Source organism: Brevundimonas sp. 357 (assembly GCF_003938605.1).
Taxonomy (GTDB): domain Bacteria; phylum Pseudomonadota; class Alphaproteobacteria; order Caulobacterales; family Caulobacteraceae; genus Brevundimonas.
This window is the reverse complement of record NZ_RHWX01000002.1, coordinates 1-18,010: the sequence shown is the minus strand read 5'-3', so window position 1 is coordinate 18,010 and position 18,010 is coordinate 1. Positions and strand designations below refer to the sequence as shown.

29 protein-coding genes and 1 pseudogene are annotated in these 18,010 nt (G+C 65.4%); 2 read left to right on the top strand and 28 right to left on the bottom strand.

Annotated features, from left to right (window positions below; genetic code table 11):
• Positions 1-3 precede the first annotated feature (3 nt).
• The 25 genes and pseudogenes from rpsM to rpsJ all read right to left on the bottom strand — a co-directional run bounded on the left by rpsM (position 4) and on the right by rpsJ (position 13,022).
• Positions 4-372: a 30S ribosomal protein S13 gene (gene rpsM / locus EGK63_RS01840; protein WP_025978145.1), complete on the bottom strand. Its 369-nt coding sequence runs from the start codon at positions 370-372 to the stop codon at positions 4-6.
• Positions 373-514: 142 nt separating this feature from the next.
• A complete protein-coding gene (locus EGK63_RS01835) occupies positions 515-1,204 on the bottom strand; it encodes an energy transducer TonB (RefSeq protein ID WP_125899652.1) in 690 nt (229 codons plus the stop codon).
• Positions 1,205-1,288: 84 nt separating this feature from the next.
• Positions 1,289-1,852, bottom strand: a complete 564-nt coding sequence (locus EGK63_RS01830) for an adenylate kinase (RefSeq protein ID WP_087139523.1) — start codon at positions 1,850-1,852, stop codon at positions 1,289-1,291.
• 26 nt (positions 1,853-1,878) lie between these two features.
• A complete protein-coding gene (gene secY, locus EGK63_RS01825; protein ID WP_003164387.1) occupies positions 1,879-3,255 on the bottom strand; it encodes a preprotein translocase subunit SecY in 1,377 nt (458 codons plus the stop codon).
• 286 nt (positions 3,256-3,541) lie between these two features.
• Positions 3,542-3,997: pseudogene (gene rplO, locus EGK63_RS01820) on the bottom strand (50S ribosomal protein L15); the annotation flags it as partial.
• A gap of 163 nt (positions 3,998-4,160) precedes the next feature.
• The gene (rpmD, locus tag EGK63_RS01815) at positions 4,161-4,355 is read right to left on the bottom strand and encodes a 50S ribosomal protein L30 (protein WP_003164384.1); all 195 of its coding nucleotides are present in this window, start codon (positions 4,353-4,355) and stop codon (positions 4,161-4,163) included.
• Positions 4,356-4,358: 3 nt separating this feature from the next.
• Positions 4,359-4,958 (bottom strand): 30S ribosomal protein S5, encoded by a 600-nt coding sequence (gene rpsE, locus EGK63_RS01810; protein WP_003164383.1) that lies wholly within the window; start codon positions 4,956-4,958, stop codon positions 4,359-4,361.
• Between the two features lie 13 nt (positions 4,959-4,971).
• The gene (gene rplR / locus EGK63_RS01805) at positions 4,972-5,328 is read right to left on the bottom strand and encodes a 50S ribosomal protein L18 (RefSeq protein WP_003164382.1); all 357 of its coding nucleotides are present in this window, start codon (positions 5,326-5,328) and stop codon (positions 4,972-4,974) included.
• Positions 5,329-5,331: 3 nt separating this feature from the next.
• Entirely contained in the window at positions 5,332-5,865 is a 534-nt protein-coding gene (gene rplF, locus EGK63_RS01800; protein ID WP_087139525.1) for a 50S ribosomal protein L6, read from the bottom strand.
• Position 5,866: 1 nt separating this feature from the next.
• Positions 5,867-6,265: a 30S ribosomal protein S8 gene (gene rpsH / locus EGK63_RS01795; RefSeq protein WP_087139526.1), complete on the bottom strand. Its 399-nt coding sequence runs from the start codon at positions 6,263-6,265 to the stop codon at positions 5,867-5,869.
• Between the two features lie 15 nt (positions 6,266-6,280).
• Positions 6,281-6,586: a 30S ribosomal protein S14 gene (gene rpsN / locus EGK63_RS01790; protein WP_003164381.1), complete on the bottom strand. Its 306-nt coding sequence runs from the start codon at positions 6,584-6,586 to the stop codon at positions 6,281-6,283.
• A gap of 19 nt (positions 6,587-6,605) precedes the next feature.
• Positions 6,606-7,163 (bottom strand): 50S ribosomal protein L5, encoded by a 558-nt coding sequence (gene rplE / locus EGK63_RS01785; protein WP_087139527.1) that lies wholly within the window; start codon positions 7,161-7,163, stop codon positions 6,606-6,608.
• Complete coding sequence (gene rplX / locus EGK63_RS01780) at positions 7,163-7,471, bottom strand: 50S ribosomal protein L24 (RefSeq protein ID WP_125899651.1); 309 nt, start codon at positions 7,469-7,471, stop codon at positions 7,163-7,165. Before rplX ends, rplE begins: the two co-directional genes overlap by 1 nt.
• A gap of 2 nt (positions 7,472-7,473) precedes the next feature.
• Positions 7,474-7,842: a 50S ribosomal protein L14 gene (gene rplN, locus EGK63_RS01775; protein WP_003164378.1), complete on the bottom strand. Its 369-nt coding sequence runs from the start codon at positions 7,840-7,842 to the stop codon at positions 7,474-7,476.
• 18 nt (positions 7,843-7,860) lie between these two features.
• Complete coding sequence (rpsQ, locus tag EGK63_RS01770) at positions 7,861-8,103, bottom strand: 30S ribosomal protein S17 (RefSeq protein ID WP_087139529.1); 243 nt, start codon at positions 8,101-8,103, stop codon at positions 7,861-7,863.
• A 10-nt stretch (positions 8,104-8,113) separates the two neighbouring features.
• The gene (gene rpmC, locus EGK63_RS01765; RefSeq protein WP_003164376.1) at positions 8,114-8,311 is read right to left on the bottom strand and encodes a 50S ribosomal protein L29; all 198 of its coding nucleotides are present in this window, start codon (positions 8,309-8,311) and stop codon (positions 8,114-8,116) included.
• On the bottom strand, positions 8,311-8,748 hold the full coding sequence (gene rplP, locus EGK63_RS01760; RefSeq protein ID WP_003164375.1) for a 50S ribosomal protein L16: 438 nt from the start codon (positions 8,746-8,748) through the stop codon (positions 8,311-8,313). Before rplP ends, rpmC begins: the two co-directional genes overlap by 1 nt.
• 6 nt (positions 8,749-8,754) lie before the next feature.
• Complete coding sequence (gene rpsC / locus EGK63_RS01755; protein WP_003164374.1) at positions 8,755-9,501, bottom strand: 30S ribosomal protein S3; 747 nt, start codon at positions 9,499-9,501, stop codon at positions 8,755-8,757.
• The gene (rplV, locus tag EGK63_RS01750; RefSeq protein ID WP_125899650.1) at positions 9,501-9,881 is read right to left on the bottom strand and encodes a 50S ribosomal protein L22; all 381 of its coding nucleotides are present in this window, start codon (positions 9,879-9,881) and stop codon (positions 9,501-9,503) included. Before rplV ends, rpsC begins: the two co-directional genes overlap by 1 nt.
• Before the next feature lie 3 nt (positions 9,882-9,884).
• On the bottom strand, positions 9,885-10,163 hold the full coding sequence (gene rpsS / locus EGK63_RS01745) for a 30S ribosomal protein S19 (RefSeq protein ID WP_003164372.1): 279 nt from the start codon (positions 10,161-10,163) through the stop codon (positions 9,885-9,887).
• Between the two features lie 2 nt (positions 10,164-10,165).
• Positions 10,166-11,002, bottom strand: coding sequence for a 50S ribosomal protein L2 (gene rplB, locus EGK63_RS01740; protein ID WP_003164371.1), 837 nt, complete (start codon positions 11,000-11,002; stop codon positions 10,166-10,168).
• 4 nt (positions 11,003-11,006) lie between these two features.
• Positions 11,007-11,312 carry a 50S ribosomal protein L23 gene (locus EGK63_RS01735; protein WP_003164370.1) on the bottom strand — a complete coding sequence of 102 codons (306 nt, stop codon included), beginning with the start codon at positions 11,310-11,312 and terminating at the stop codon, positions 11,007-11,009.
• Positions 11,312-11,950, bottom strand: a complete 639-nt coding sequence (gene rplD, locus EGK63_RS01730) for a 50S ribosomal protein L4 (RefSeq protein WP_003164369.1) — start codon at positions 11,948-11,950, stop codon at positions 11,312-11,314. The genes EGK63_RS01735 and rplD overlap by 1 nt, the downstream gene beginning before the upstream one ends.
• Positions 11,950-12,693, bottom strand: coding sequence for a 50S ribosomal protein L3 (rplC, locus tag EGK63_RS01725; RefSeq protein WP_087139530.1), 744 nt, complete (start codon positions 12,691-12,693; stop codon positions 11,950-11,952). The genes rplD and rplC overlap by 1 nt, the downstream gene beginning before the upstream one ends.
• A gap of 23 nt (positions 12,694-12,716) precedes the next feature.
• The gene (gene rpsJ, locus EGK63_RS01720) at positions 12,717-13,022 is read right to left on the bottom strand and encodes a 30S ribosomal protein S10 (RefSeq protein ID WP_003164367.1); all 306 of its coding nucleotides are present in this window, start codon (positions 13,020-13,022) and stop codon (positions 12,717-12,719) included.
• Between the two features lie 585 nt (positions 13,023-13,607).
• Between rpsJ and EGK63_RS01715 the strand changes: the two genes are divergently transcribed.
• Positions 13,608-14,366: an outer membrane protein gene (locus tag EGK63_RS01715; protein WP_125899649.1), complete on the top strand. Its 759-nt coding sequence runs from the start codon at positions 13,608-13,610 to the stop codon at positions 14,364-14,366.
• A gap of 155 nt (positions 14,367-14,521) precedes the next feature.
• Here EGK63_RS01715 and EGK63_RS01710 read toward each other — a convergent pair whose 3' ends face one another.
• The 3 genes from EGK63_RS01710 to EGK63_RS01700 all read right to left on the bottom strand — a co-directional run bounded on the left by EGK63_RS01710 (position 14,522) and on the right by EGK63_RS01700 (position 17,622).
• Entirely contained in the window at positions 14,522-15,418 is an 897-nt protein-coding gene (locus EGK63_RS01710) for a DUF2807 domain-containing protein (protein ID WP_125899648.1), read from the bottom strand.
• Positions 15,419-15,521: 103 nt separating this feature from the next.
• A complete protein-coding gene (locus EGK63_RS01705) occupies positions 15,522-16,451 on the bottom strand; it encodes a transcriptional regulator (protein WP_125899647.1) in 930 nt (309 codons plus the stop codon).
• 13 nt (positions 16,452-16,464) lie between these two features.
• Positions 16,465-17,622: a GNAT family N-acetyltransferase gene (locus EGK63_RS01700; protein ID WP_165906506.1), complete on the bottom strand. Its 1,158-nt coding sequence runs from the start codon at positions 17,620-17,622 to the stop codon at positions 16,465-16,467.
• A gap of 150 nt (positions 17,623-17,772) precedes the next feature.
• Here EGK63_RS01700 and EGK63_RS16420 point away from each other — a divergent pair, with 150 nt between their 5' ends.
• Positions 17,773-17,937, top strand: a complete 165-nt coding sequence (locus EGK63_RS16420; protein ID WP_165906505.1) for a hypothetical protein — start codon at positions 17,773-17,775, stop codon at positions 17,935-17,937.
• The last annotated feature ends 73 nt before the right edge of the window (positions 17,938-18,010 follow it).

Genomic DNA, 18,010 nt, shown 5'->3' with positions numbered 1-18,010 from the left:
CTCTTACTTCTTCTTGCCGGCGATCGGCTTGGCCGGACCCTTGCGGGTGCGAGCGTTGGTGTGGGTGCGCTGGCCGCGGACCGGCAGGCCCTTACGGTGACGCAGGCCGCGGTAGCAGGCCAGGTCCATCAGGCGCTTGATGTTCATCGACGTCTCGCGGCGCAGGTCGCCTTCGACGGTGAAGTCGCGGTCGATGGTCTCGCGGATCTGCAGGATCTCCGCGTCGGTCAGCTGGTTCACGCGGCGAGCCGGCTCGATGCCGATCTTGGCCGTGATCTCCTTGGCGTTGTGCGCGCCAATGCCGTGAATGTACTGAAGCGCGATTTCAACGCGCTTGTTCGTCGGAATGTTGACGCCTGCGATACGGGCCACGAAATTCTCCAAGTACGCGTTAATTCAGACGCAGAAACCGCTCCGGTCAACAGACCTGGAACGTGTACGCCCTTCGCGGAAGGCCGCCCTTATACAGGGGATTCCCAATGCGTCAACGGGCAAGCGCCGTGAGCAGGCTGGCTCAGGGCCATTCGACCCCCACCCGGACCTCTCGACCATCAAGCGGCGCTCCGTTCTGCGTCGCAGGACGAAAGCGGAAATAACGCGAGGCCGCAAGGGCCGCCTGACCGAATCCCATCCCCGGCGGCGATTCGTCGACCAGGCGGCAATCGCTCAGAGTGGTGTCGAGGCGCACCCGGCAGGCCAGGGTCGCCTGACCGCCTCGCCGCTGGCGGAAGGCCTCGCGCGGATGTAGCGTCCGCAGCTCCCCCACCGTGGGGCCGCGAATGATGCGCGGCGGGCCGTCGCCCACGCCAGGACCGACGCCCGATCCGCTGCCGCCCCCGCTGCCGGTCCCCTGCCCGCCCTGCCCCTGACCATGCGTCGGGCCAGGTTCGGGCGCAATGCCGATCACCAGCGGTTGCTCCGGGGCCGGACGCGGCGGCGGCGTGACTTCCGGCTTGGGCGGCTCAGGACGGGGACGCGCGGGGCGCACGACGGATGGCGCGGCCGGGGCGCCGCCGCCCTGGGACGGCGCAGGCTCTGGAGGCGGCGGCGGCGGTGCGACCGGCTCAGGCCGGACCAGATCGACAATGATGAGCGGCGGTGGCGGCACGAAGGTCGCCTCGGGTCGACCGACGCCCAAAAGCACAAAGGCGCCGAGGTGCAGAAGGGCCGCCAGCCCCGCCGCGCCCCAGCGCCATTGCTTCATTCGTTTCGGCCGCAACCGTCTCTCCCGCGCAGGCTTCCGAACGCTAACGCTTCAGAAGCGGAGGGGATCAGACCGCGTGTCGACTCAGGCGTCCAGCGCCGCGTCGATGGCGGCGGCCACGGCGGCGATGTCGCCCATGCCGTCGACCTCGGTCAGCTTGCCCTGGTCTGCATAGTAGGGAAGCAGCGGCGCGGTCTGGCGGTTGTACACGGCCAGGCGGTCCTTGAAGGTCTCGGGGTTGTCGTCCGCCCGACCCTGCTCGGCGAACCGCTTGCCGATACGGTCGGTCAGGGCGGCGTCGTCCACCTTCAGGCGGATGACGCTGTCGATCTTGGCGCCGCACTTGGCCAGCATGAGGTCCAGGGCTTCAGCCTGGGCCACCGTGCGGGGGAAGCCGTCGAAGATGGCGCCGCCGGCGGCCTCGGCCTCCGGCAGGCGGGCTTCGATCAGGGCGATGACGATCTCGTCGGTGACGAGGTCGCCGCGCGCCAGCACGTCCTTGACCTTCAGTCCCAGCTCCGAGCCGGAAGCGATCGCCGCGCGCAGCATGTCGCCGGTCGAGAGCTGGACCATGCCTCGCTCTTCGACCAGCCGCTTGGCCTGGGTGCCCTTGCCGGCCGCAGGCGGCCCGAACAGGATCAGGTTCATTTTATATTCCGGGCTCCCCTACCCGATCAGCGACGGACAGGAGCGGAACCGCCCCGGCCACGGCCGCGCAACTTGGCCTTCTTGATCAGACCCTCGTACTGGTGCGCCAGCAGGTGCGACTGGATCTGGGCGACAGTGTCCATCGTCACCGAGACCACGATCAAGATAGACGTTCCGCCAAAGTACAGGCTGTTGCCCAGGCTGCTGACCAGGAACTCCGGCAGCAGACAGACGGCGGTGATATAGGCGGCGCCGATCACCGTCAGGCGCGTCAGCACATAGTCCAGATACTCGGCCGTGCGCTTGCCCGGACGAATGCCCGGCAGGAAGCCGCCGTACTTGCGCAGGTTCTCGGCCGTGTCCTCGGGGTTGAAGGTGATCGAGGTGTAGAAGAAGCAGAAGAAGACGATCAGGACGGCGTACAGGATCATGAACACCGGCTGGCCGTGCGTCAGCTGGGCCGTCACCAGGGGCAGCCAGCTCATCCAGTCCGGCAGGTTCGCATTGGCGGTGAACTGGGCCACCGTCGTCGGCAGCATCAGCAGCGACGAGGCGAAGATGGCCGGGATCACGCCCGCGGTGTTGACCTTCAGCGGCAGGAAGCTGCGCTCGCCGCCCGTCATGCGGTTGCCTTCCTGGCGCTTCGGATACTGGATCAGAAGGCGGCGCTGGGCGCGTTCCATGAAGACGATGAAGACGATGACCGCCACCGCCATGATGGCGATGAACAGCAGGGTGAAGGCCGACATCTGACCCTGCTGAGCCAGGCCCAGCATCCGCGCCACCGTCGACGGCAGAACCGCCACGATGCCCGCGAAGATGATCAGGGAGATGCCGTTGCCGACGCCGCGCGCCGTCACCTGCTCGCCCAGCCACATCAGGAACATGGTGCCGCCGGTCAGAACGGTGACCGTCGAAATGATGAAGAACAGGCCGGGCTGATCGATCAGGCCCGGCTGGGCGTTCAGGCCCACCGCGATGCCGAAGGACTGGGCCAGGGCCAGGAACACCGTCAGATAGCGGGTGTACTGGTTCAGCTGCTTGCGGCCCGACTCGCCGCCTTCCTTCTTCAGCTTCTCCCACGGCGGATACACCGCGCCCATCAGCTGGACGATGATCGACGCCGAGATGTAGGGCATGACGTTCAGCGCGAACACGGCCATGCGCTCGACGGCGCCGCCCGAGAACATGTTGAACATGTCCAGGATGCCGCGTTGGCCATCCGGGTTCTGGAAGAAGGCCAGGAAGGCCTCGCCGTTGATCCCAGGGATCGGAACATAGGTGCCGATCCGGTAGACCAGCAGCGCGCCCAGCGTGAACAGCAGGCGCTTGTGCAGCTCGGTCGCTTTCGCGAACGAGCCCATGTTCATATTGGCAGCAAGTTGTTCAGCGGCCGAAGCCATCAGGCGGTCCCCACGACTATGCCCGTCGTCAGATAGGCGGAAAGCGGCGCTCTTGCGAGGGCCGCTTTCGGAAAATCGTCATCCCGGTCCGGACGATCCCGGCGGAGGCGCGAAAGCCGCGCCCCCGACAGGATGACGATATCGGATTTTAGGCCTTGGCGGCGGTGCGCTTGGCGCGAGCCGAGATCTTGTTGGCGTCGCCCTTCGGAGCCTTGGGTTCCGGCGCCTTGCCGCGAGCGGCGTTGCGCTTTTCGAGGCGAGCCGCAGCCTTGGCTTCGGCTTCGATGCGCTGCTGGGTGACCGAGCCGCCGGCGGCTTCGATCGCCTTGACGGCGCCCGACGAGGCCGACCACACGACCAGGTTCAGCTTGGCCTTCAGTTCGCCTTCGCCCAGAACGCGCACGCCGTCCTTGACGCGACGGATCACGCCGGCGGCGACCAGGGCCGCGCCGTTGATCTCGGCCTTGGCGTCCAGCTTGCCGGCGTCGACGGCCTCTTGCAGGCGCCACAGGTTGACTTCAGCCAACTTCGGCGCGTTCGGCACGTTGAAGCCGCGCTTCGGCATACGCATGTACAGCGGCATCTGGCCGCCTTCGAAGCCGCCGATGGCGACGCCCGAACGCGACTTCTGACCCTTGACGCCGCGACCGGCGGTCTTGCCCTTGCCCGAGCCCGGGCCGCGGCCGACGCGCATACGCTTCTTGGCGGCGCCTTCGTTGTCACGGATTTCGTTCAGCTTCATTGCCTGATCCTTTCGGGTTCTAGCGCCAGGTCCGCCAGGCGGTCCTGACTCGGCGTTGGATAAATTGAAGGGCCGCTGATTAAGCGACCCGCGTCAGCATCGCAAGATGCTTCCTTCATAAAGCGAAACGCCCTCCCCCGCGAACGGGAGAGGGCGATCCGTCTTACTTCTCGACCACTTCCACCATGTGGGCGACCTTGGCGATCATCCCACGGACGGAGGGGGTGTCTTCCAGGGTCGACTCACGGCCGATCTGGTTGAGACCCAGGCCCACCAGGGTGGCGCGCTGATCCGACTTGCGGCGGATCGGGCTCGCCGTCTGACGGACGGTCACAGTCTTGTTTTCGGTCTTGGCCATCTATCAGCCCTCCACGGCTTCCGGCGCCGAGGCGCCGTCATTGCGGCGGCCCATCAGGTCGGACACCTTCTTGCCCCGCTTGGAGGCGATCTGGCGCGGCGACGACTGAACCTTCAGAGCTTCGAAGGTGGCGCGGATCATGTTGTAGGGGTTCGACGAGCCGGTCGACTTGCCCACGACGTCCTGGACGCCGAGGGTTTCGAGGACCGCACGCATCGGACCGCCCGCGATGACGCCCGTGCCCGGAGGGGCAGCGCGCATCATGATCTTGCCGGCGCCCCAACGGCCCGAGCCGTCGTGGTGCAGGGTGCGGTTCTCGCGCAGCGGAACCTTGATCATGGTCTTCTTGGCTTCTTCGGTCGCCTTACGGATGGCTTCCGGCACTTCGCGCGCCTTGCCGTGACCGAAGCCGACGCGGCCTTTGCCGTCGCCGACGACCATCAGGGCCGCGAACGAGAACCGGCGGCCGCCTTTGACGGTGGCGGCGACGCGGTTGATGTGCACCAGCTTCTCGATGATGTCCGAATCCGGACCTTCAACGGGAGCGTTGCGGTTGTCGCGACGGTTGCGATCGCCGCCGCCGCGTTGGGGTTCACGAGCCATGCTTGCCGTTCCCTTAGAAGTTCAGACCGGCTTCGCGCGCGGCTTCCGCCAGCGCCTTGACCCGGCCGTGATAGATGTAGCCGCCACGGTCGAAGACGACGTCCGTGACGCCCTTCTCGATGGCGCGCTCGGCGATCAGCTTGCCAATCTTGGCGGCGGCTGCGACGTCCGAACCCTTGGAACCCTTGCCGCCTTCCAGCGACGAGGCGGAAGCCACCGTGATGCCCTGGGCATCGTCGATGATCTGAGCCGAGATGTTCTTGTCCGAACGGAAGACCGACAGACGCAGACGACCATTGGCCACCGCCTTGAGGCGACGACGGGTGCGCTCGGCGCGGCGCTTGGCTTGTTGTTGAAGAGAGAGAGCCATGACTTACTTCTTCTTGCCTTCCTTGCGCCGGACGAACTCGCCCTGGTAGCGCACGCCCTTGCCCTTATAGGGTTCCGGCGGACGCATCTTGCGGATGACGGCGGCGATTTCGCCCACAGCCTGCTTGTCGTTGCCCGAGATCTTGATCTCGGTCTGCTTCGGCACGGCGAAGGTGATGCCTTCCGGCGGAACGATGTCCACGTCGTGCGAGAAGCCGAGCTGCAGCGAGAGATCCTTGCCCTTCAGGGCGGCGCGGTAACCGACGCCGACCAGTTCCAGGGTCTTCTCGAAGCCGTCGGTCACACCGGTCACCATGTTGGCGACCAGGGTGCGCGACAGACCCCACATGGCGCGAGCGCGCTGGGTGTCCGAACGCGGGGTCAGCGACAGTTCGTCGCCTTCCTGCGTGACTTCGATCTCTTCGGCGACGGTCCAGGAGCGTTCGCCCTTCGGACCCTTCACGGTGACGGCCTGGCCGTTGAGCGTGACAGTCACGCCCTTCGGCACAGCGATGGTTTTCTTGCCGATACGAGACATATCAGTAGACCCTGCAGAGGACTTCGCCGCCGACGTTGGCGTCGCGGGCGGCGGCGTCGGACATGACGCCCTTCGAAGTCGAAAGGATCGAGATGCCGAGGCCGTTCTTGATCGGCTTCAGATCGCTGATGGCCGAATAGACGCGGCGGCCGGGCTTCGACACGCGGGCGATCTCGGCGATCACCGGCTGGCCGTCGAAGTACTTCAGCTCGATCTCGAACTGCGGAAACTCACCGGGGTTTTGAACCAGCGAGTAGCCGCGGATGTAGCCTTCGTCCTGCAGCACGTCGAGGACGCGCTGACGCAGACGGGAAGCCGGGGTGAGCACCGACGAACGCTTGCGGGTGGCCGCGTTCTTGATGCGAGCGATCATGTCGCTCAGGGGATCGTTGATCATCATATCTGTTCGCTCCCCTTACCAGCTCGACTTCGTCAGGCCGGGGATCTGACCCATGTTGCCCAGCTCACGCAGGGCGACACGGCTCATCTTGAGCTTGCGGTAGTAAGCCCGCGGGCGGCCCGTGACTTCGCAACGGTTGCGAATGCGGGTCGGCGCGGAGTTACGCGGCAGGGCAGCCAGCTTCAGGCGCGCGTCGAAGCGCTCCTCCAGCGGCAGGCTCTCGTCGTTGGCGGTCGCCTTCAGGGCTTCCCGCTTCGCGGCATACTTCGCAACCAGGGCCTTGACGGCTTCGTTGCGGTTTACGGCGCTTTTCTTAGCCATTGTTCTCTTCCCTTCCCGATCAGTTCACGAACGGGAACTTGAACTCGGTGAGGAGAGCCTTGGCTTCCTCATCGGTCTTGGCCGTGGTGCAGACAACGATGTCCATGCCCCACATCTGGTCGATCTGGTCGTAGTTGATCTCCGGGAACACGATGTGCTCCTTCAGACCCGTGGCGTAGTTGCCGCGACCGTCGAACGAAGTGCCCTTCAGGCCCCGGAAGTCCTTCACGCGCGGCAGAGCGATCGTGATGAAGCGGTCCAGGAACTCGTACATCTGGGCGCCGCGCAGCGTGACCTTGCCGCCGATGACCATGCCTTCGCGCAGCTTGAAGCCGGCGATGGAGTTACGAGCCTTGGTCGGCACAGCCTTCTGACCGGCGATGGCCGTCAGATCCTTGAGGGCCGCGTTGGCCTTCTTGGAGTCGGCGACAGCTTCACCGATACCCATGTTCAGGACGATCTTGTCCAGTTTGGGGATCTGCATCTCGTTGGAGTAGCCGAACTTTTCCTTCAGGACGCCGCGGATGCGGTCCTGATATTCGGCCTTGAGGCGCGGCGTGTACTTGGTGTCGGCCATCAGATGACGTCTCCCGTCGACTTGGCGAAGCGGACCTTCTTGTCCCCCTCGACCTTGAAGCCCACGCGGGTCGCCTTGCCGTTGGCGTCGGCGATCGCGACGTTCGACAGGTGAAGCGAGGCTTCCTTGTGCTTGATGCCGCCTTGCGGGTCAGCCTGGGTCGGGCGCGTGTGGCGCTGAACCATGTTGACGCCTTGCACGACGACGCGGTTTTCGGTCGGCAGAACCTGCATCACCTTGCCGGTGCGGCCCTTGTCCTTGCCGGTCAGGACGACGACGTTGTCGCCCTTCTTGATCTTGGCGGCCATGGTTACAGAACCTCCGGAGCCAGCGAGATGATCTTCATGTGGTTCTTGGCGCGCAGCTCGCGCGGAACCGGGCCGAAGATACGGGTGCCGACAGGCTCGTTCTGCTTGTTGACGATGACGGCGGCCGACTTGTCAAAACGAATGACCGAGCCGTCCTTGCGCTGGATGTCCTTGGCGGTGCGCACGACGATGGCGCGAACGACGTCGCCCTTCTTCACGCGGCCGCGCGGAATCGCTTCCTTCACCGAGGCGACGATGGTGTCGCCGATCGAGGCGTAGCGGCGCTTGGAGCCGCCCAACACCTTGATGCACATGACCCGGCGAGCGCCCGAGTTATCGGCGACCTCCAGGTTAGTTTGCATCTGGATCATGGGATCCGATCCTTCTTCTTACGAAGCCGAGGCCGGGGAAATGATTTCCCAGCGCTTCAGCTTGGACTTGGGGGCGCATTCGATGATGCGCGCGATATCGCCGACTTTGAGAGCGTTAGCTTCATCGTGGGCGTGGTAGTTCTTGGACTTGCGGACCGTCTTGCGGAGCAGCGGGTGCAGCAGGGTGCGCTCGACCTTCACGACGACGGTCTTGTCGCCCTTGTCGGAGACGACCACGCCTTCAAGAATGCGTTTGGGCATCGGTGTTTCCTTACGAGGCCGCACGCTTCTCGCGCAGAAGCGTCGAGATGCGAGCGATGTCCTTGCGCACTTCCGAGACCCGGTGGGTCTTTTCCATCTGGCCGGTGGCGGCCTGGAAGCGCAGGTTGAACTGTTCCTTCTTGAGCTTCAGCAGCTCGTCGGACAGTTGGTCGACGGTTTGCGACCGGAGATCGGCGATCTTGGTCATTAGGCGGCTTGCTCCGTAACGATGCCGGCGTCCAGGCGGGTGACCACCTTGGTGCGGATCGGCAGCTTGGCGGCGCCGAGGCGCAGCGCTTCACGAGCCACGTCGTCCGGCACGCCGTCGATTTCGAACATGATGCGGCCCGGGGCCACGCGAGCGGCCCAGTGGTCCACCGCGCCCTTGCCCTTACCCATCCGCACTTCGGCCGGCTTGCCGGAGACCGGCACGTCGGGGAAGATACGGATCCAGACGCGGCCCTGACGCTTCATCTGACGGGTGATCGCGCGGCGAGCCGCTTCGATCTGACGCGCCGTGATGCGCTCCGGCTCGACGGCCTTCAGACCGTAGGAGCCGAAGTTCAGCGAGAAACCACCCTTGGACGAGCCGTGGATGCGGCCCTTGAAGGCCTTGCGGTACTTGGTCTTTTTCGGTTGCAACATGGCCTATCAGCCCTCACGACCACGGCGCGGACCGCGATCACCGCGGGGGCCGCGCTCACGGCCTTCGTTGGACGACGGACCCGAGGCTTCCTGGGCCCAACGCTTGTCCTGGGCCATCGGGTCGTGCTCGAGCACTTCACCCTTAAACACCCAGACCTTCACGCCGATGATGCCGTAGGTCGTCTTGGCTTCATAGAAGCCGTAGTCGATGTCGGCGCGCAGCGTGTGAAGCGGCACGCGACCTTCGCGATACCATTCCATACGAGCGATTTCGGCGCCGCCCAGACGGCCCGAGACGTTGATGCGGACGCCCTTGGCGCCCAGGCGCATGGCCGACTGCATCGAACGCTTCATGGCGCGGCGGAATGCGATACGGCGTTCCAGCTGCTGAGCGATGTTCTCGGCGATCAGCTGAGCGTCGGTCTCCGGCTTGCGGACTTCGACGATGTTCAGGTGAACTTCGCCTTCGGTGCGGGCCGAGATGTCCTTGCGGAGCTTCTCGATGTCAGCGCCCTTCTTGCCGATCACGACACCCGGACGGGCGGCGTAGATCGTCACGCGGCACTTCTTGTGGGGGCGCTCGATGATGATGCGCGACACGCCGGCGGCCGACAGGCGTTCCTTCAGCCACGTGCGCAGCTTCAGATCCTGGTGGAGCAGTTTGGCGTAGTCAGCGCCGCCGGCGAACCAGCGGCTGTCCCACGTGCGGTTCACGCCGAGGCGCAGACCGATCGGATTGATTTTCTGTCCCATCAGGCAGCCTCGCCGGCTTCACGGACCACGATCGTGATCTCGCTAAAGGGTTTCAGGATGCGCGATGAGCGACCGCGAGCGCGGCTCGCGAAACGCTTCATCACCAGGTTCTTGCCCACGAAGGCCTCGGCGACAACCAGGTTGTCGATGTCGAGGTTGTGGTTGTTCTCAGCGTTCGAGATCGCCGAGTACAGAACCTTGCGGACATCGCCAGCGATGCGCTTGTGGCTGAATTCCAGCTCGTTCAGCGCCTTCTGGACCGGCAGACCGCGGATCGACGCGGCCACCAGGTTCAGCTTCTGCGGGCTGATGCGGACGTTGACCAGCTTGGCGCGGGCCTCGGTCGCGTCAACGCGACGGGGGTTCTTGGTCTGGGCCATGGATTACTTCCTCTTGGCCTTCTTGTCCGCCGCGTGGCCCGGGAAGTTCCGGGTCGGGGCGAACTCGCCGAACTTCATGCCGACCATTTCTTCGGAGACCGACACCGGCACATGCTTCTGGCCGTTGTGGACGCCGAACGTCAGACCGACGAACTGCGGCAGGATGGTGGAGCGGCGCGACCACGTCTTGATCACGTCCTTGCGGCCCGACGATTGAGCGGCGTCGGCCTTCTTGAGCAGATACCCGTCGACAAACGGGCCTTTCCAGGAGGAGCGGGCCATTCTTAGCGAGCCTTCTTCACGTGACGGCTACGGATGATGAACTTATCCGTGGCCTTGTTCTTGCGGGTACGGGTGCCCTTGGTGTCCTTGCCCCACGGCGTAACCGGGGTGCGACCACCAGAGGTCCGGCCTTCACCACCACCGTGCGGGTGGTCGATCGGGTTCATGGCGACGCCGCGGACGTGCGGACGCCAGCCCATGTGACGCTTGCGGCCCGCCTTGCCCAGGTTCTGGTTCATGTGCTCGGGGTTCGACACGGCGCCGACCACGGCCATGCAGCCGTCCAGGACCATGCGAAGCTCACCCGAGCCCAGACGGATCTGAGCGTAGCCCTGGTCGCGACCGACCAGTTGAGCGTAGGCGCCGGCCGAACGGGCCAGCTGAGCGCCCTTGCCCGGCTTCATCTCCACGTTGTGGATGATGGTGCCGACGGGGATCGAGCGCAGCGGCATGGCGTTGCCCGGCTTCACGTCGACCTTCTCACCCGCGACGATGGTGTCGCCGGCGTGAAGGCGCTGAGGCGCGATGATGTAGGTCTTCTCGCCGTCCGGGTAGACAACCAGGGCGATGAAGGCGGTGCGGTTGGGGTCGTATTCCAGACGCTCGACCGTGCCGACCACGTCGAACTTGCGACGCTTGAAGTCGATCTTGCGGTACAGCTTCTTGGCGCCGCCGCCGCGGAAGCGGACAGCGATGCGACCGCCCTGACCACGACCGCCCGACTTGGTCAGGCCTTCGGTCAGCGACTTCTCCGGGCGGCCTTTGTGCAGCTCGGAACGGTCGACCAGCACCAGGGCGCGGCGGCCCGGCGACGTCGGATTGTAATGCTTCAGAGCCATCTTCTTAGAGCCCCGTCGTGACGTCGATCGACTGGCCTTCGGCCAGCGTCACGATCGCTTTCTTGATGTCCACGCGACGGCCCAGGATGCCCCGGAAGCGCTTGGTCTTGCCCTTTTGAACCAGGGTGTTGACCTTGAGGACGTTGACTTTGAACAGGCTTTCGACCGCAGCGGCGATCTCGTCCTTGGTCGCCGTGCCGGCGACGCGGAAGACGACCTTGTTCTGCTCCGACAGGATCGTGGCCTTCTCGGTGATCACCGGAGCCAGGATGGTGTCGTAGTGCTTGGCGGTGGGTTGAGCGGCGGCCATTATGCGGCTTCCTTCTCAGCGAAGCGCGCCTCGATGGCTTCAACAGCCGCCTTGGTCAGCACCAGTTTGTCGGCCCGCAGGATGTCATAGACGTTCAGGCCGGCGTTCGGCAGCACGTCGATGTGCGGGATGTTGCGCGCGGCCAGGCCGAAGTTGGTTTCAACTTCCGGACCCGCGATGATCAGAGCCTTGGTCCAGCCCAGCTTACCGAAGGTCTCGCGCAGCGAGGCCGTCTTGGCTTCCTTGACCGAGACGCTGTCGACGACGACCAGGTCGCCGGCCTTGGCCTTGGACGACAGGGCGTGACGCAGAGCCAGGGCGCGGACCTTCTTCGGCAGCGAGTAGCCGTGGTCACGGACAACCGGACCGAAGGCGCGCGAGCCGCCGACGAACTGCGGCGCACGGCGCGAACCGTGACGAGCGCCGCCGGTGCCCTTTTGCTTGTACATCTTCTTGCCCGTACGAGAGTTCTCGTTGCGGGTTTGAACCTTGTGCGTGCCGGCGCGGCGCTTGGCCAGCTGCCAGTTGACGTAACGGGCCAGCAGGTCGCCGCGGATGTCGGAGATGCCGAAGACGGCGTCCGACAGCTCAACGTCGCCAGCAGCCTTGCCGTCGAGTTTGATGACCGAGAGTTTCATTACGCTTCACCGCCTTCGGTCGCTTCCACGGCCGGCGCTTCAGCCGGGGTCGAAGCGGGTTGAGCAGCGGCCGACTTCACGGCGCCCGGGAACGGGGCGTCCGAGGGACGGGCCTTCTTGATGGCGTCGCTGACCTTGACGTAGGCGCCGTCGTGACCCGGGACAGCGCCCTTGATCAGGATCAGGCCACGCTCGGCGTCGACGCGGACGACGGTCAGGTTCTGGGTCGTGACGACTTCCTGGCCGAGATGGCCAGCCATCTTCTTGCCCTTGAAGACCTTGCCCGGATCCTGACGCTGGCCGGTCGAACCATGCGAACGGTGCGAAATCGACACGCCGTGCGAGGCGCGCAGACCACCGAAGTTCCAGCGCTTCATGGCGCCGGCAAAGCCCTTACCAATGGTATGGCCCTGGATGTCGACCTTCTGGCCCGCGAGGAAGTGGTCGGCCGACAGTTCGGCGCCCACGTCCAGCAGGGCGTCTTCACCCACGCGGAACTCGGTTACATAGGCCTTAGGTTCGACCTCGGCCTTCGCGAAGACTTCGCGTTGAGCCTTGGCCGTGTTCTTGGCCTTCTTAACGCCAGCGCCCAGCTGAAGGGCGACGTAACCGTCGCGCTCCTTGGTACGTTGGCCGACGACTTGGCAGCCGTCGAGCTGGAGCACAGTGACCGGAACGTGTGCGCCGTCATCGGCGAACACGCGGGTCATCCCCAGCTTCTTGGCGATCACGCCCGTGCGCATGTCGGATCCCGCCTCTTTCTTTCTTAGATCTTGATCTCGACGTCCACGCCGGCGGACAGGTCGAGCTTCATGAGCGCGTCCACGGTCTGCGGGGTGGGGTCGACGATGTCGAGCACGCGCTTGTGCGTGCGGATTTCAAACTGCTCGCGCGACTTCTTGTCGACGTGCGGCGAGCGGTTCACGGTGAACTTTTCGATCAGGGTCGGCAGCGGGATCGGACCACGAACGGTCGCGCCCGTGCGCTTGGCGGTGTTAACGATTTCGCGCGTCGAAAAGTCGAGGACGCGGTGATCGAAGGCCTTGAGCCTGATGCGGATGCTTTGATCCATATCGGTTGTTATTCCCATGCGGCCGGAGCCGCGTCCCTGTGAACCATTTCAAAGACCGAAGCCTCAGAGCGATCACTCGCCCCCAGGAAACGCAAATCCGCAAAAACGAGCGGCCCACGCAGTCCCCCGCGAAGGCCGTAAGTTCCCAAGAAGCTGCAAAGAACAGTAACTTAGGTCGTCCCTGCGGACCGCGTCTGCACCCGAAAGTGCACAGCCGGTCCAACAAGAGGGGTGCTTATGCCTTCCGATTCCGTTTCCGTCAAGCGCGGAAATCCCCGCCCCGTCAGGGTTTGCGACTCACGTCGCCCGCGCCCCTCCCTGACCGCGCACTGCAACATAACACGGGCCGATCGTTAGGGACTGAGGCGGGAAAACGGCCAGATGAACGCCGCGGAAAGGCGTTGCCGCAATGCGCGCCGCATACTGACGCAGTTATGCCGCAATGCGTCACTTTTGGGCAACATCGCCCCTGATGTGACCTCTGCATGACATGTTTGTTACGGCAAAGCGCCAAAGAGCGACCTATGTCTCGCTCATCGCCGGACGGGCCAAGCTTGTTTGGCGGCAGTACATAAGGACAAGAAAATGAAAACCGTCTTTCTCGCTTCGGTCGCCGCCGCGACCCTGATCGCCGCTCCCGCCTTCGCTCAAGACGCCATCGGCTCGGTCGGCATCGCCTACAACTACGCTGACGTCGAAGGCACCGACGTGAACCGCGGCGTCATCGACGGCACCGTCGCTTCGCCGGTGTTCGGCGACTGGACCGTCACCTTCAACGCTGAAGCCGCCTACACGGACGTCCAGCACGCCGGCGACGAAACCACCCTGGCCGGCGCCGTGCACCTGTCGAAGAAGATCGAAGACATGCGCTTCGGCGGCTTCTACGCCGCTTCGGAACTGGGCAACACCACGCTGAACACCTTCGGCCTGGAAGGCCAGAAGTACCTGGACCGCGCCACCCTGACGGGCGTTGTCTCGTACGGCACGGCTGCTGACGCCGACATCTGGACCGTGGCCGGCGACGCCGCCTTCTACGCCACGCCGCAACTGCGCCTGAGCGGCGGCGCCGCCTACACCAACGTCGACGCCGACAACATCTTCATCGGCGCCGGCGACGTCGACGCCTGGTCGGCCGGCGTGGCTGCTGAGTACCAGTTCGCCAACTCGCCGTACTCGGTCTTCGGCGGCTACGACTACGTCAAGTCCTCGGACCTGGACGTCGACGCCAACGTCTTCAAGATCGGCATGCGCTACAGCTTCGGCGGCGGTCTGCAAGCCCGCGACCAAGCCGGCGCCAACCTGGGCCGCACGCACAACGGCGTGTCCGCCCTGCTCGGCCTCTAAGCGATCTTCGCGGTCTTCCGACCGCACGGATCAACGAAACCCCGGCGGAGCGATCCGCCGGGGTTTTTGTTTGCCCGGACCGTCCAGGCCCCAGGCATGAAAAAGGCCCGAGGGGTTCCACGCTCCCGGGCCTTCTCCTTCAGGGGGTCGCGGCGTCAGCGACCGATGCGCAGATCCCCTGATCCCACGATCGAGCGGGACACCGCGCCCGTGGCTTCGGCCACTCGCACGTCGCCCGAACCAGCGATGGCGACCGAAACATCGCCCGCCGTTCCGCCGAAGCTCACGTCGCCCGAACCGCCGATTGAGACTTCCAGGGTCGAGGCGCGGCCGCCGCGCACCCGCACGCCGCCGGATCCGCCGATGGCGACGTTGGTCTCTCCATCCACACGCGCTACATCGATGCCGCCCGAACCGCCGACGCTGGCGTCCAGCTTGCCCGTGGCGCCGGCGAAGACCGAACCGGAACCGCCGACCGCAGCTTCCAGATTGCGTGACGTACCAGCCCTGATCGAGCCGGATCCGCCGACCGACAGGTCCACATCGCCATCAACGTTGGCCACCGTCCACGAGCCGCAGCCTCCATTACCCAGCTCGACGGACCGGGCGCCGCGCCCCACCGAACCGAAGATGGCGCCGCCGCCGCTGACATCCACGTCGCGCGGCGTGCGCAGGACGATCAGAGGGGCCTCCTCCATGCGAATGCGGCCCTTGCCGCGCACCTCGACCGTCGCGCCTTCGCCGGGTTGGCGAGCGTCTGCGGGGCCGCTGTTGCACGAGCCGATCTGGCCGCCGTTAAAGCTCATGCCGCGCCCGCGTCCCAAGCCGCCATCGATGCGGACCTGAGCGCCTCTGCGTTCAATCCGAAGCTCCGGCAGGCCGGCCGAGCCCTGGGTGATCTCGACGCCGACGTCCGAGCGATCTTCCGGAATGACGATGACGCGCGCCACGGCGTTGCGGATCGTCACATCCTCGGCCATGGCCGGCGCCGCCAGAACGGCGGATGCGGCCAGTGCGGTTCCCATGGCGGCGGCGATTGCAGCGGGTTTCATCAGCGGGGTCTCCCTGTCTCTGTGTCCAGGCGAAACTGAGGGCCGCGCCCCGCAAAGTCAGTTTAAATCGAGGTCATGAACCCCTTTTAACCTAAGGCGACCGTCAGGTTGCGGGACCGCCTGCACGATCCGGCGCCAAGGCCGCAGCGCCATCCGTCGCGCCCACAGCAGGCTCGAAATCCCGCTCGAACGCGGCGATGCGGCTCTTCATCAGGCCCGTGCGCTTCAACGCCACCGAAGCGGCCCAGCGCGCGGCCAGTTCGGGCTTGCTCATGCGATCCGTCGTGCGCGGCTCCCCTCCCCGGCTGCGCAGGAAGGCGTTGGTGTAGAGCGCCCCGTTGCGGATACGCGACGGCCAGCTCTGGAACTCCACCGACAGGGAGACGCAGAAGCGGTCCAGGTTCTCCACCCGATGCGGCGCATAGAAGGGCCAGGTCAGCGCCTGGCCCGGCTCCAGATCGACGATTCGAGCGTCGTCCTCGAAGGCGCGGCGATAGGGAATCTCTTCGGTCGTCTGGCGGGTGACGACCTGCTCCATGCTGCGCTCCGGCAGATGGGCCTCATCACCCGGATAGACGAACAGGCGCTTGCGACCGCGCATGTGCAACAGCACCACGCCGCCGGCGTCGAAGTGGTAGGGCACCCGCGCCTTGGGCGAGGACAGGATCAGTTGGCCGCTGGCGCTGGCCGCCTTCAGACCATAACCGCCCAGGATGCGCTCGAAGTCGACCATGGCCGCGCGCCACAGCTCGGGCCAGCCCTGCTCCACCTTGCGCATATTGACCCACAGGCGGCCCTGCTGGATCGCCTCCAGCAGTTCGGCGCCGTTCAGGCGCCCGCGCGCGCCGGTGCGCAGGCTGACCTGACCCTCGTCGTCATAGTCGTACAGGTTGATGTCGAACAAATCGGCCGGATAGCGGTCCAGCACCTCGGCCAGCGCCTGATCCTCGGCGAAGCCGTCGGCCGCCAGGGCGTGCGGGTGAATCTCGGCCTGGGTGATCGGGCCCGCGTAGCGCGTCATGGAAGCCGTCATTCCGCTCTCCTCATCAATCGGCCGAGCCGGCCGCTTTTTGTTTCCGGACCATGTCGGCGGCCGCTCTAAGCACGCCCGAGGCCTGACCGGCCAGACTTGTCTCACACGCCTCGACCACGGACCAACGCCGCCGCGTGCTGATGCGCAACCGCTCCGCCCGTGCATGGCCCAGCACGCCCAGGGCGGCGCTCGCCGTCGCGCACATGGCGACGCCGACGCCCGGTCGAGCCACAACGCCTTCGACGGTCACAAGGCCCCCGTCGTCATAGTATTTCTTGTAGTTGCCGCCGACGCCGACGCCGTAGTCGAAGATGCGATAGCCTCGCTCCGAGCCCAGACGGATCGTCTCCTGCGTCAGCACGATGCCGGGCGACCAGCGCGCGACCTCCTGCTCATAGACCGGGAACCACAGGTGGAAATGACGCCCGGCGTGCATGGAGTACTCCATGGCGACGACCCGTCCGTCCACCCGCAGCACGGCCATGGAGGCGCCGAAGCCGTCCTCGCCCCGGCAATCCATCAAGGCGTGCAGGACATCGCCCGTCCAGCCGCAGGCGAAGATGTCGTGATGCCCCGTGCGGCGGTACTGTTCGCTCTTCTCGATGATCAGGCGTTTCAGCAGGGCGTGGTCGTGCAGCTCGATCTCGATTTCGACCGCCCTGAACGCACCGTCCAGGCCGCGACGAGAGCGCTCCTTGTCCTTGAAGTATTTCGGGAAGGCCTTCCGGCGCCGTGCGTACCAGGCGTCGAATCCGCCCTCATCCGGCACCACGGAGACCACGCTGTGATTGCGCAGCATCGCCTGCGGCGCCTCGCCGATCCAGGCGGCGGCGGCGAAACGCGGCGCGCCGATCAAGGCCGCCGCCTCCTGCATCGAAGGCTTGTCCTCGCGCGGGCCGATGACGCCGTGATAGTCGTTCATCGGCGCGGCGAGGGGCTGAACCGTCCCGCCCCGACGCTGATGCGGATAATAGCCGACGACGCGGCCGTCCCGTTTGAAGACGGCCACAGCCGAACCGGGACAGATCGGCCCGGCCGTCCGTGCGAACTCCCACCGGAAATAGGGGCTGCTCAGGTCCGGATCCGCGCGCGCCCACTTGTTCCATTGGACGCCCTCCTCGGCCGACAGGTCGACGAGGTTGCGGATTTCAACTGATAGTGGTCCCGACATGACGCTCCCTTCGGAACGATCCCAGCAAGTCCCGTTCCAACACCGCCTCATACGGCCAAGCCCTTGAGGCCGGGTTAGCGTTCAGCGCCTTGCACAAAAGATCGGAGCTTCACCGCGTATCGCCGCATTGACCTCATTCAGGAGGTGCTCATGCCGAAACCACGCCCCAAGACCCGCGAAACCGAGAACGAGAACCAGCGTCCCGACAAGGAGGGCAGTCCGCCTCGCCCGGCCACCGAGCCCAAGGGCGCCGAGGGCAGCAGCAACTCGGGCCGCACGGAAACCGATCCCGCGACCGGCGCGCCGAACGGCTGACATGCAAAACGGCCCCCGGATGTCTCCGGGGGCCGCTCTGTTACGCTTTACTCTCGGCCTACCGCCCTTGCGG

What these genes read in the sequence shown, in the direction of transcription:
- EGK63_RS01835 (WP_125899652.1), bottom strand. Translation starts at nt 1,204, where the DNA reads ATGAAGCAATGGCGCTGGGGCGCGGCGGGGCTGGCGGCCCTTCTGCAC.
- EGK63_RS01830 (WP_087139523.1), bottom strand. Translation starts at nt 1,852, where the DNA reads ATGAACCTGATCCTGTTCGGGCCGCCTGCGGCCGGCAAGGGCACCCAG.
- secY (WP_003164387.1), bottom strand. Translation starts at nt 3,255, where the DNA reads ATGGCTTCGGCCGCTGAACAACTTGCTGCCAATATGAACATGGGCTCG.
- rpmD (WP_003164384.1), bottom strand. Translation starts at nt 4,355, where the DNA reads ATGGCCAAGACCGAAAACAAGACTGTGACCGTCCGTCAGACGGCGAGC.
- rpsE (WP_003164383.1), bottom strand. Translation starts at nt 4,958, where the DNA reads ATGGCTCGTGAACCCCAACGCGGCGGCGGCGATCGCAACCGTCGCGAC.
- rplR (WP_003164382.1), bottom strand. Translation starts at nt 5,328, where the DNA reads ATGGCTCTCTCTCTTCAACAACAAGCCAAGCGCCGCGCCGAGCGCACC.
- rplF (WP_087139525.1), bottom strand. Translation starts at nt 5,865, where the DNA reads ATGTCTCGTATCGGCAAGAAAACCATCGCTGTGCCGAAGGGCGTGACT.
- rpsH (WP_087139526.1), bottom strand. Translation starts at nt 6,265, where the DNA reads ATGATGATCAACGATCCCCTGAGCGACATGATCGCTCGCATCAAGAAC.
- rpsN (WP_003164381.1), bottom strand. Translation starts at nt 6,586, where the DNA reads ATGGCTAAGAAAAGCGCCGTAAACCGCAACGAAGCCGTCAAGGCCCTG.
- rplE (WP_087139527.1), bottom strand. Translation starts at nt 7,163, where the DNA reads ATGGCCGACACCAAGTACACGCCGCGCCTCAAGGCCGAATATCAGGAC.
- rplX (WP_125899651.1), bottom strand. Translation starts at nt 7,471, where the DNA reads ATGGCCGCCAAGATCAAGAAGGGCGACAACGTCGTCGTCCTGACCGGC.
- rplN (WP_003164378.1), bottom strand. Translation starts at nt 7,842, where the DNA reads ATGATCCAGATGCAAACTAACCTGGAGGTCGCCGATAACTCGGGCGCT.
- rpsQ (WP_087139529.1), bottom strand. Translation starts at nt 8,103, where the DNA reads ATGCCCAAACGCATTCTTGAAGGCGTGGTCGTCTCCGACAAGGGCGAC.
- rpmC (WP_003164376.1), bottom strand. Translation starts at nt 8,311, where the DNA reads ATGACCAAGATCGCCGATCTCCGGTCGCAAACCGTCGACCAACTGTCC.
- rplP (WP_003164375.1), bottom strand. Translation starts at nt 8,748, where the DNA reads ATGTTGCAACCGAAAAAGACCAAGTACCGCAAGGCCTTCAAGGGCCGC.
- rpsC (WP_003164374.1), bottom strand. Translation starts at nt 9,501, where the DNA reads ATGGGACAGAAAATCAATCCGATCGGTCTGCGCCTCGGCGTGAACCGC.
- rplV (WP_125899650.1), bottom strand. Translation starts at nt 9,881, where the DNA reads ATGGCCCAGACCAAGAACCCCCGTCGCGTTGACGCGACCGAGGCCCGC.
- rpsS (WP_003164372.1), bottom strand. Translation starts at nt 10,163, where the DNA reads ATGGCCCGCTCCTCCTGGAAAGGCCCGTTTGTCGACGGGTATCTGCTC.
- rplB (WP_003164371.1), bottom strand. Translation starts at nt 11,002, where the DNA reads ATGGCTCTGAAGCATTACAATCCGACGTCGCCGGGCCGCCGCGCCCTG.
- EGK63_RS01735 (WP_003164370.1), bottom strand. Translation starts at nt 11,312, where the DNA reads ATGGCCGCCGCTCAACCCACCGCCAAGCACTACGACACCATCCTGGCT.
- rplD (WP_003164369.1), bottom strand. Translation starts at nt 11,950, where the DNA reads ATGAAACTCTCGGTCATCAAACTCGACGGCAAGGCTGCTGGCGACGTT.
- rplC (WP_087139530.1), bottom strand. Translation starts at nt 12,693, where the DNA reads ATGCGCACGGGCGTGATCGCCAAGAAGCTGGGGATGACCCGCGTGTTC.
- rpsJ (WP_003164367.1), bottom strand. Translation starts at nt 13,022, where the DNA reads ATGGATCAAAGCATCCGCATCAGGCTCAAGGCCTTCGATCACCGCGTC.
- EGK63_RS01715 (WP_125899649.1), top strand. Translation starts at nt 13,608, where the DNA reads ATGAAAACCGTCTTTCTCGCTTCGGTCGCCGCCGCGACCCTGATCGCC.
- EGK63_RS01710 (WP_125899648.1), bottom strand. Translation starts at nt 15,418, where the DNA reads ATGAAACCCGCTGCAATCGCCGCCGCCATGGGAACCGCACTGGCCGCA.
- EGK63_RS01705 (WP_125899647.1), bottom strand. Translation starts at nt 16,451, where the DNA reads ATGACGGCTTCCATGACGCGCTACGCGGGCCCGATCACCCAGGCCGAG.
- EGK63_RS01700 (WP_165906506.1), bottom strand. Translation starts at nt 17,622, where the DNA reads ATGTCGGGACCACTATCAGTTGAAATCCGCAACCTCGTCGACCTGTCG.
- EGK63_RS16420 (WP_165906505.1), top strand. Translation starts at nt 17,773, where the DNA reads ATGCCGAAACCACGCCCCAAGACCCGCGAAACCGAGAACGAGAACCAG.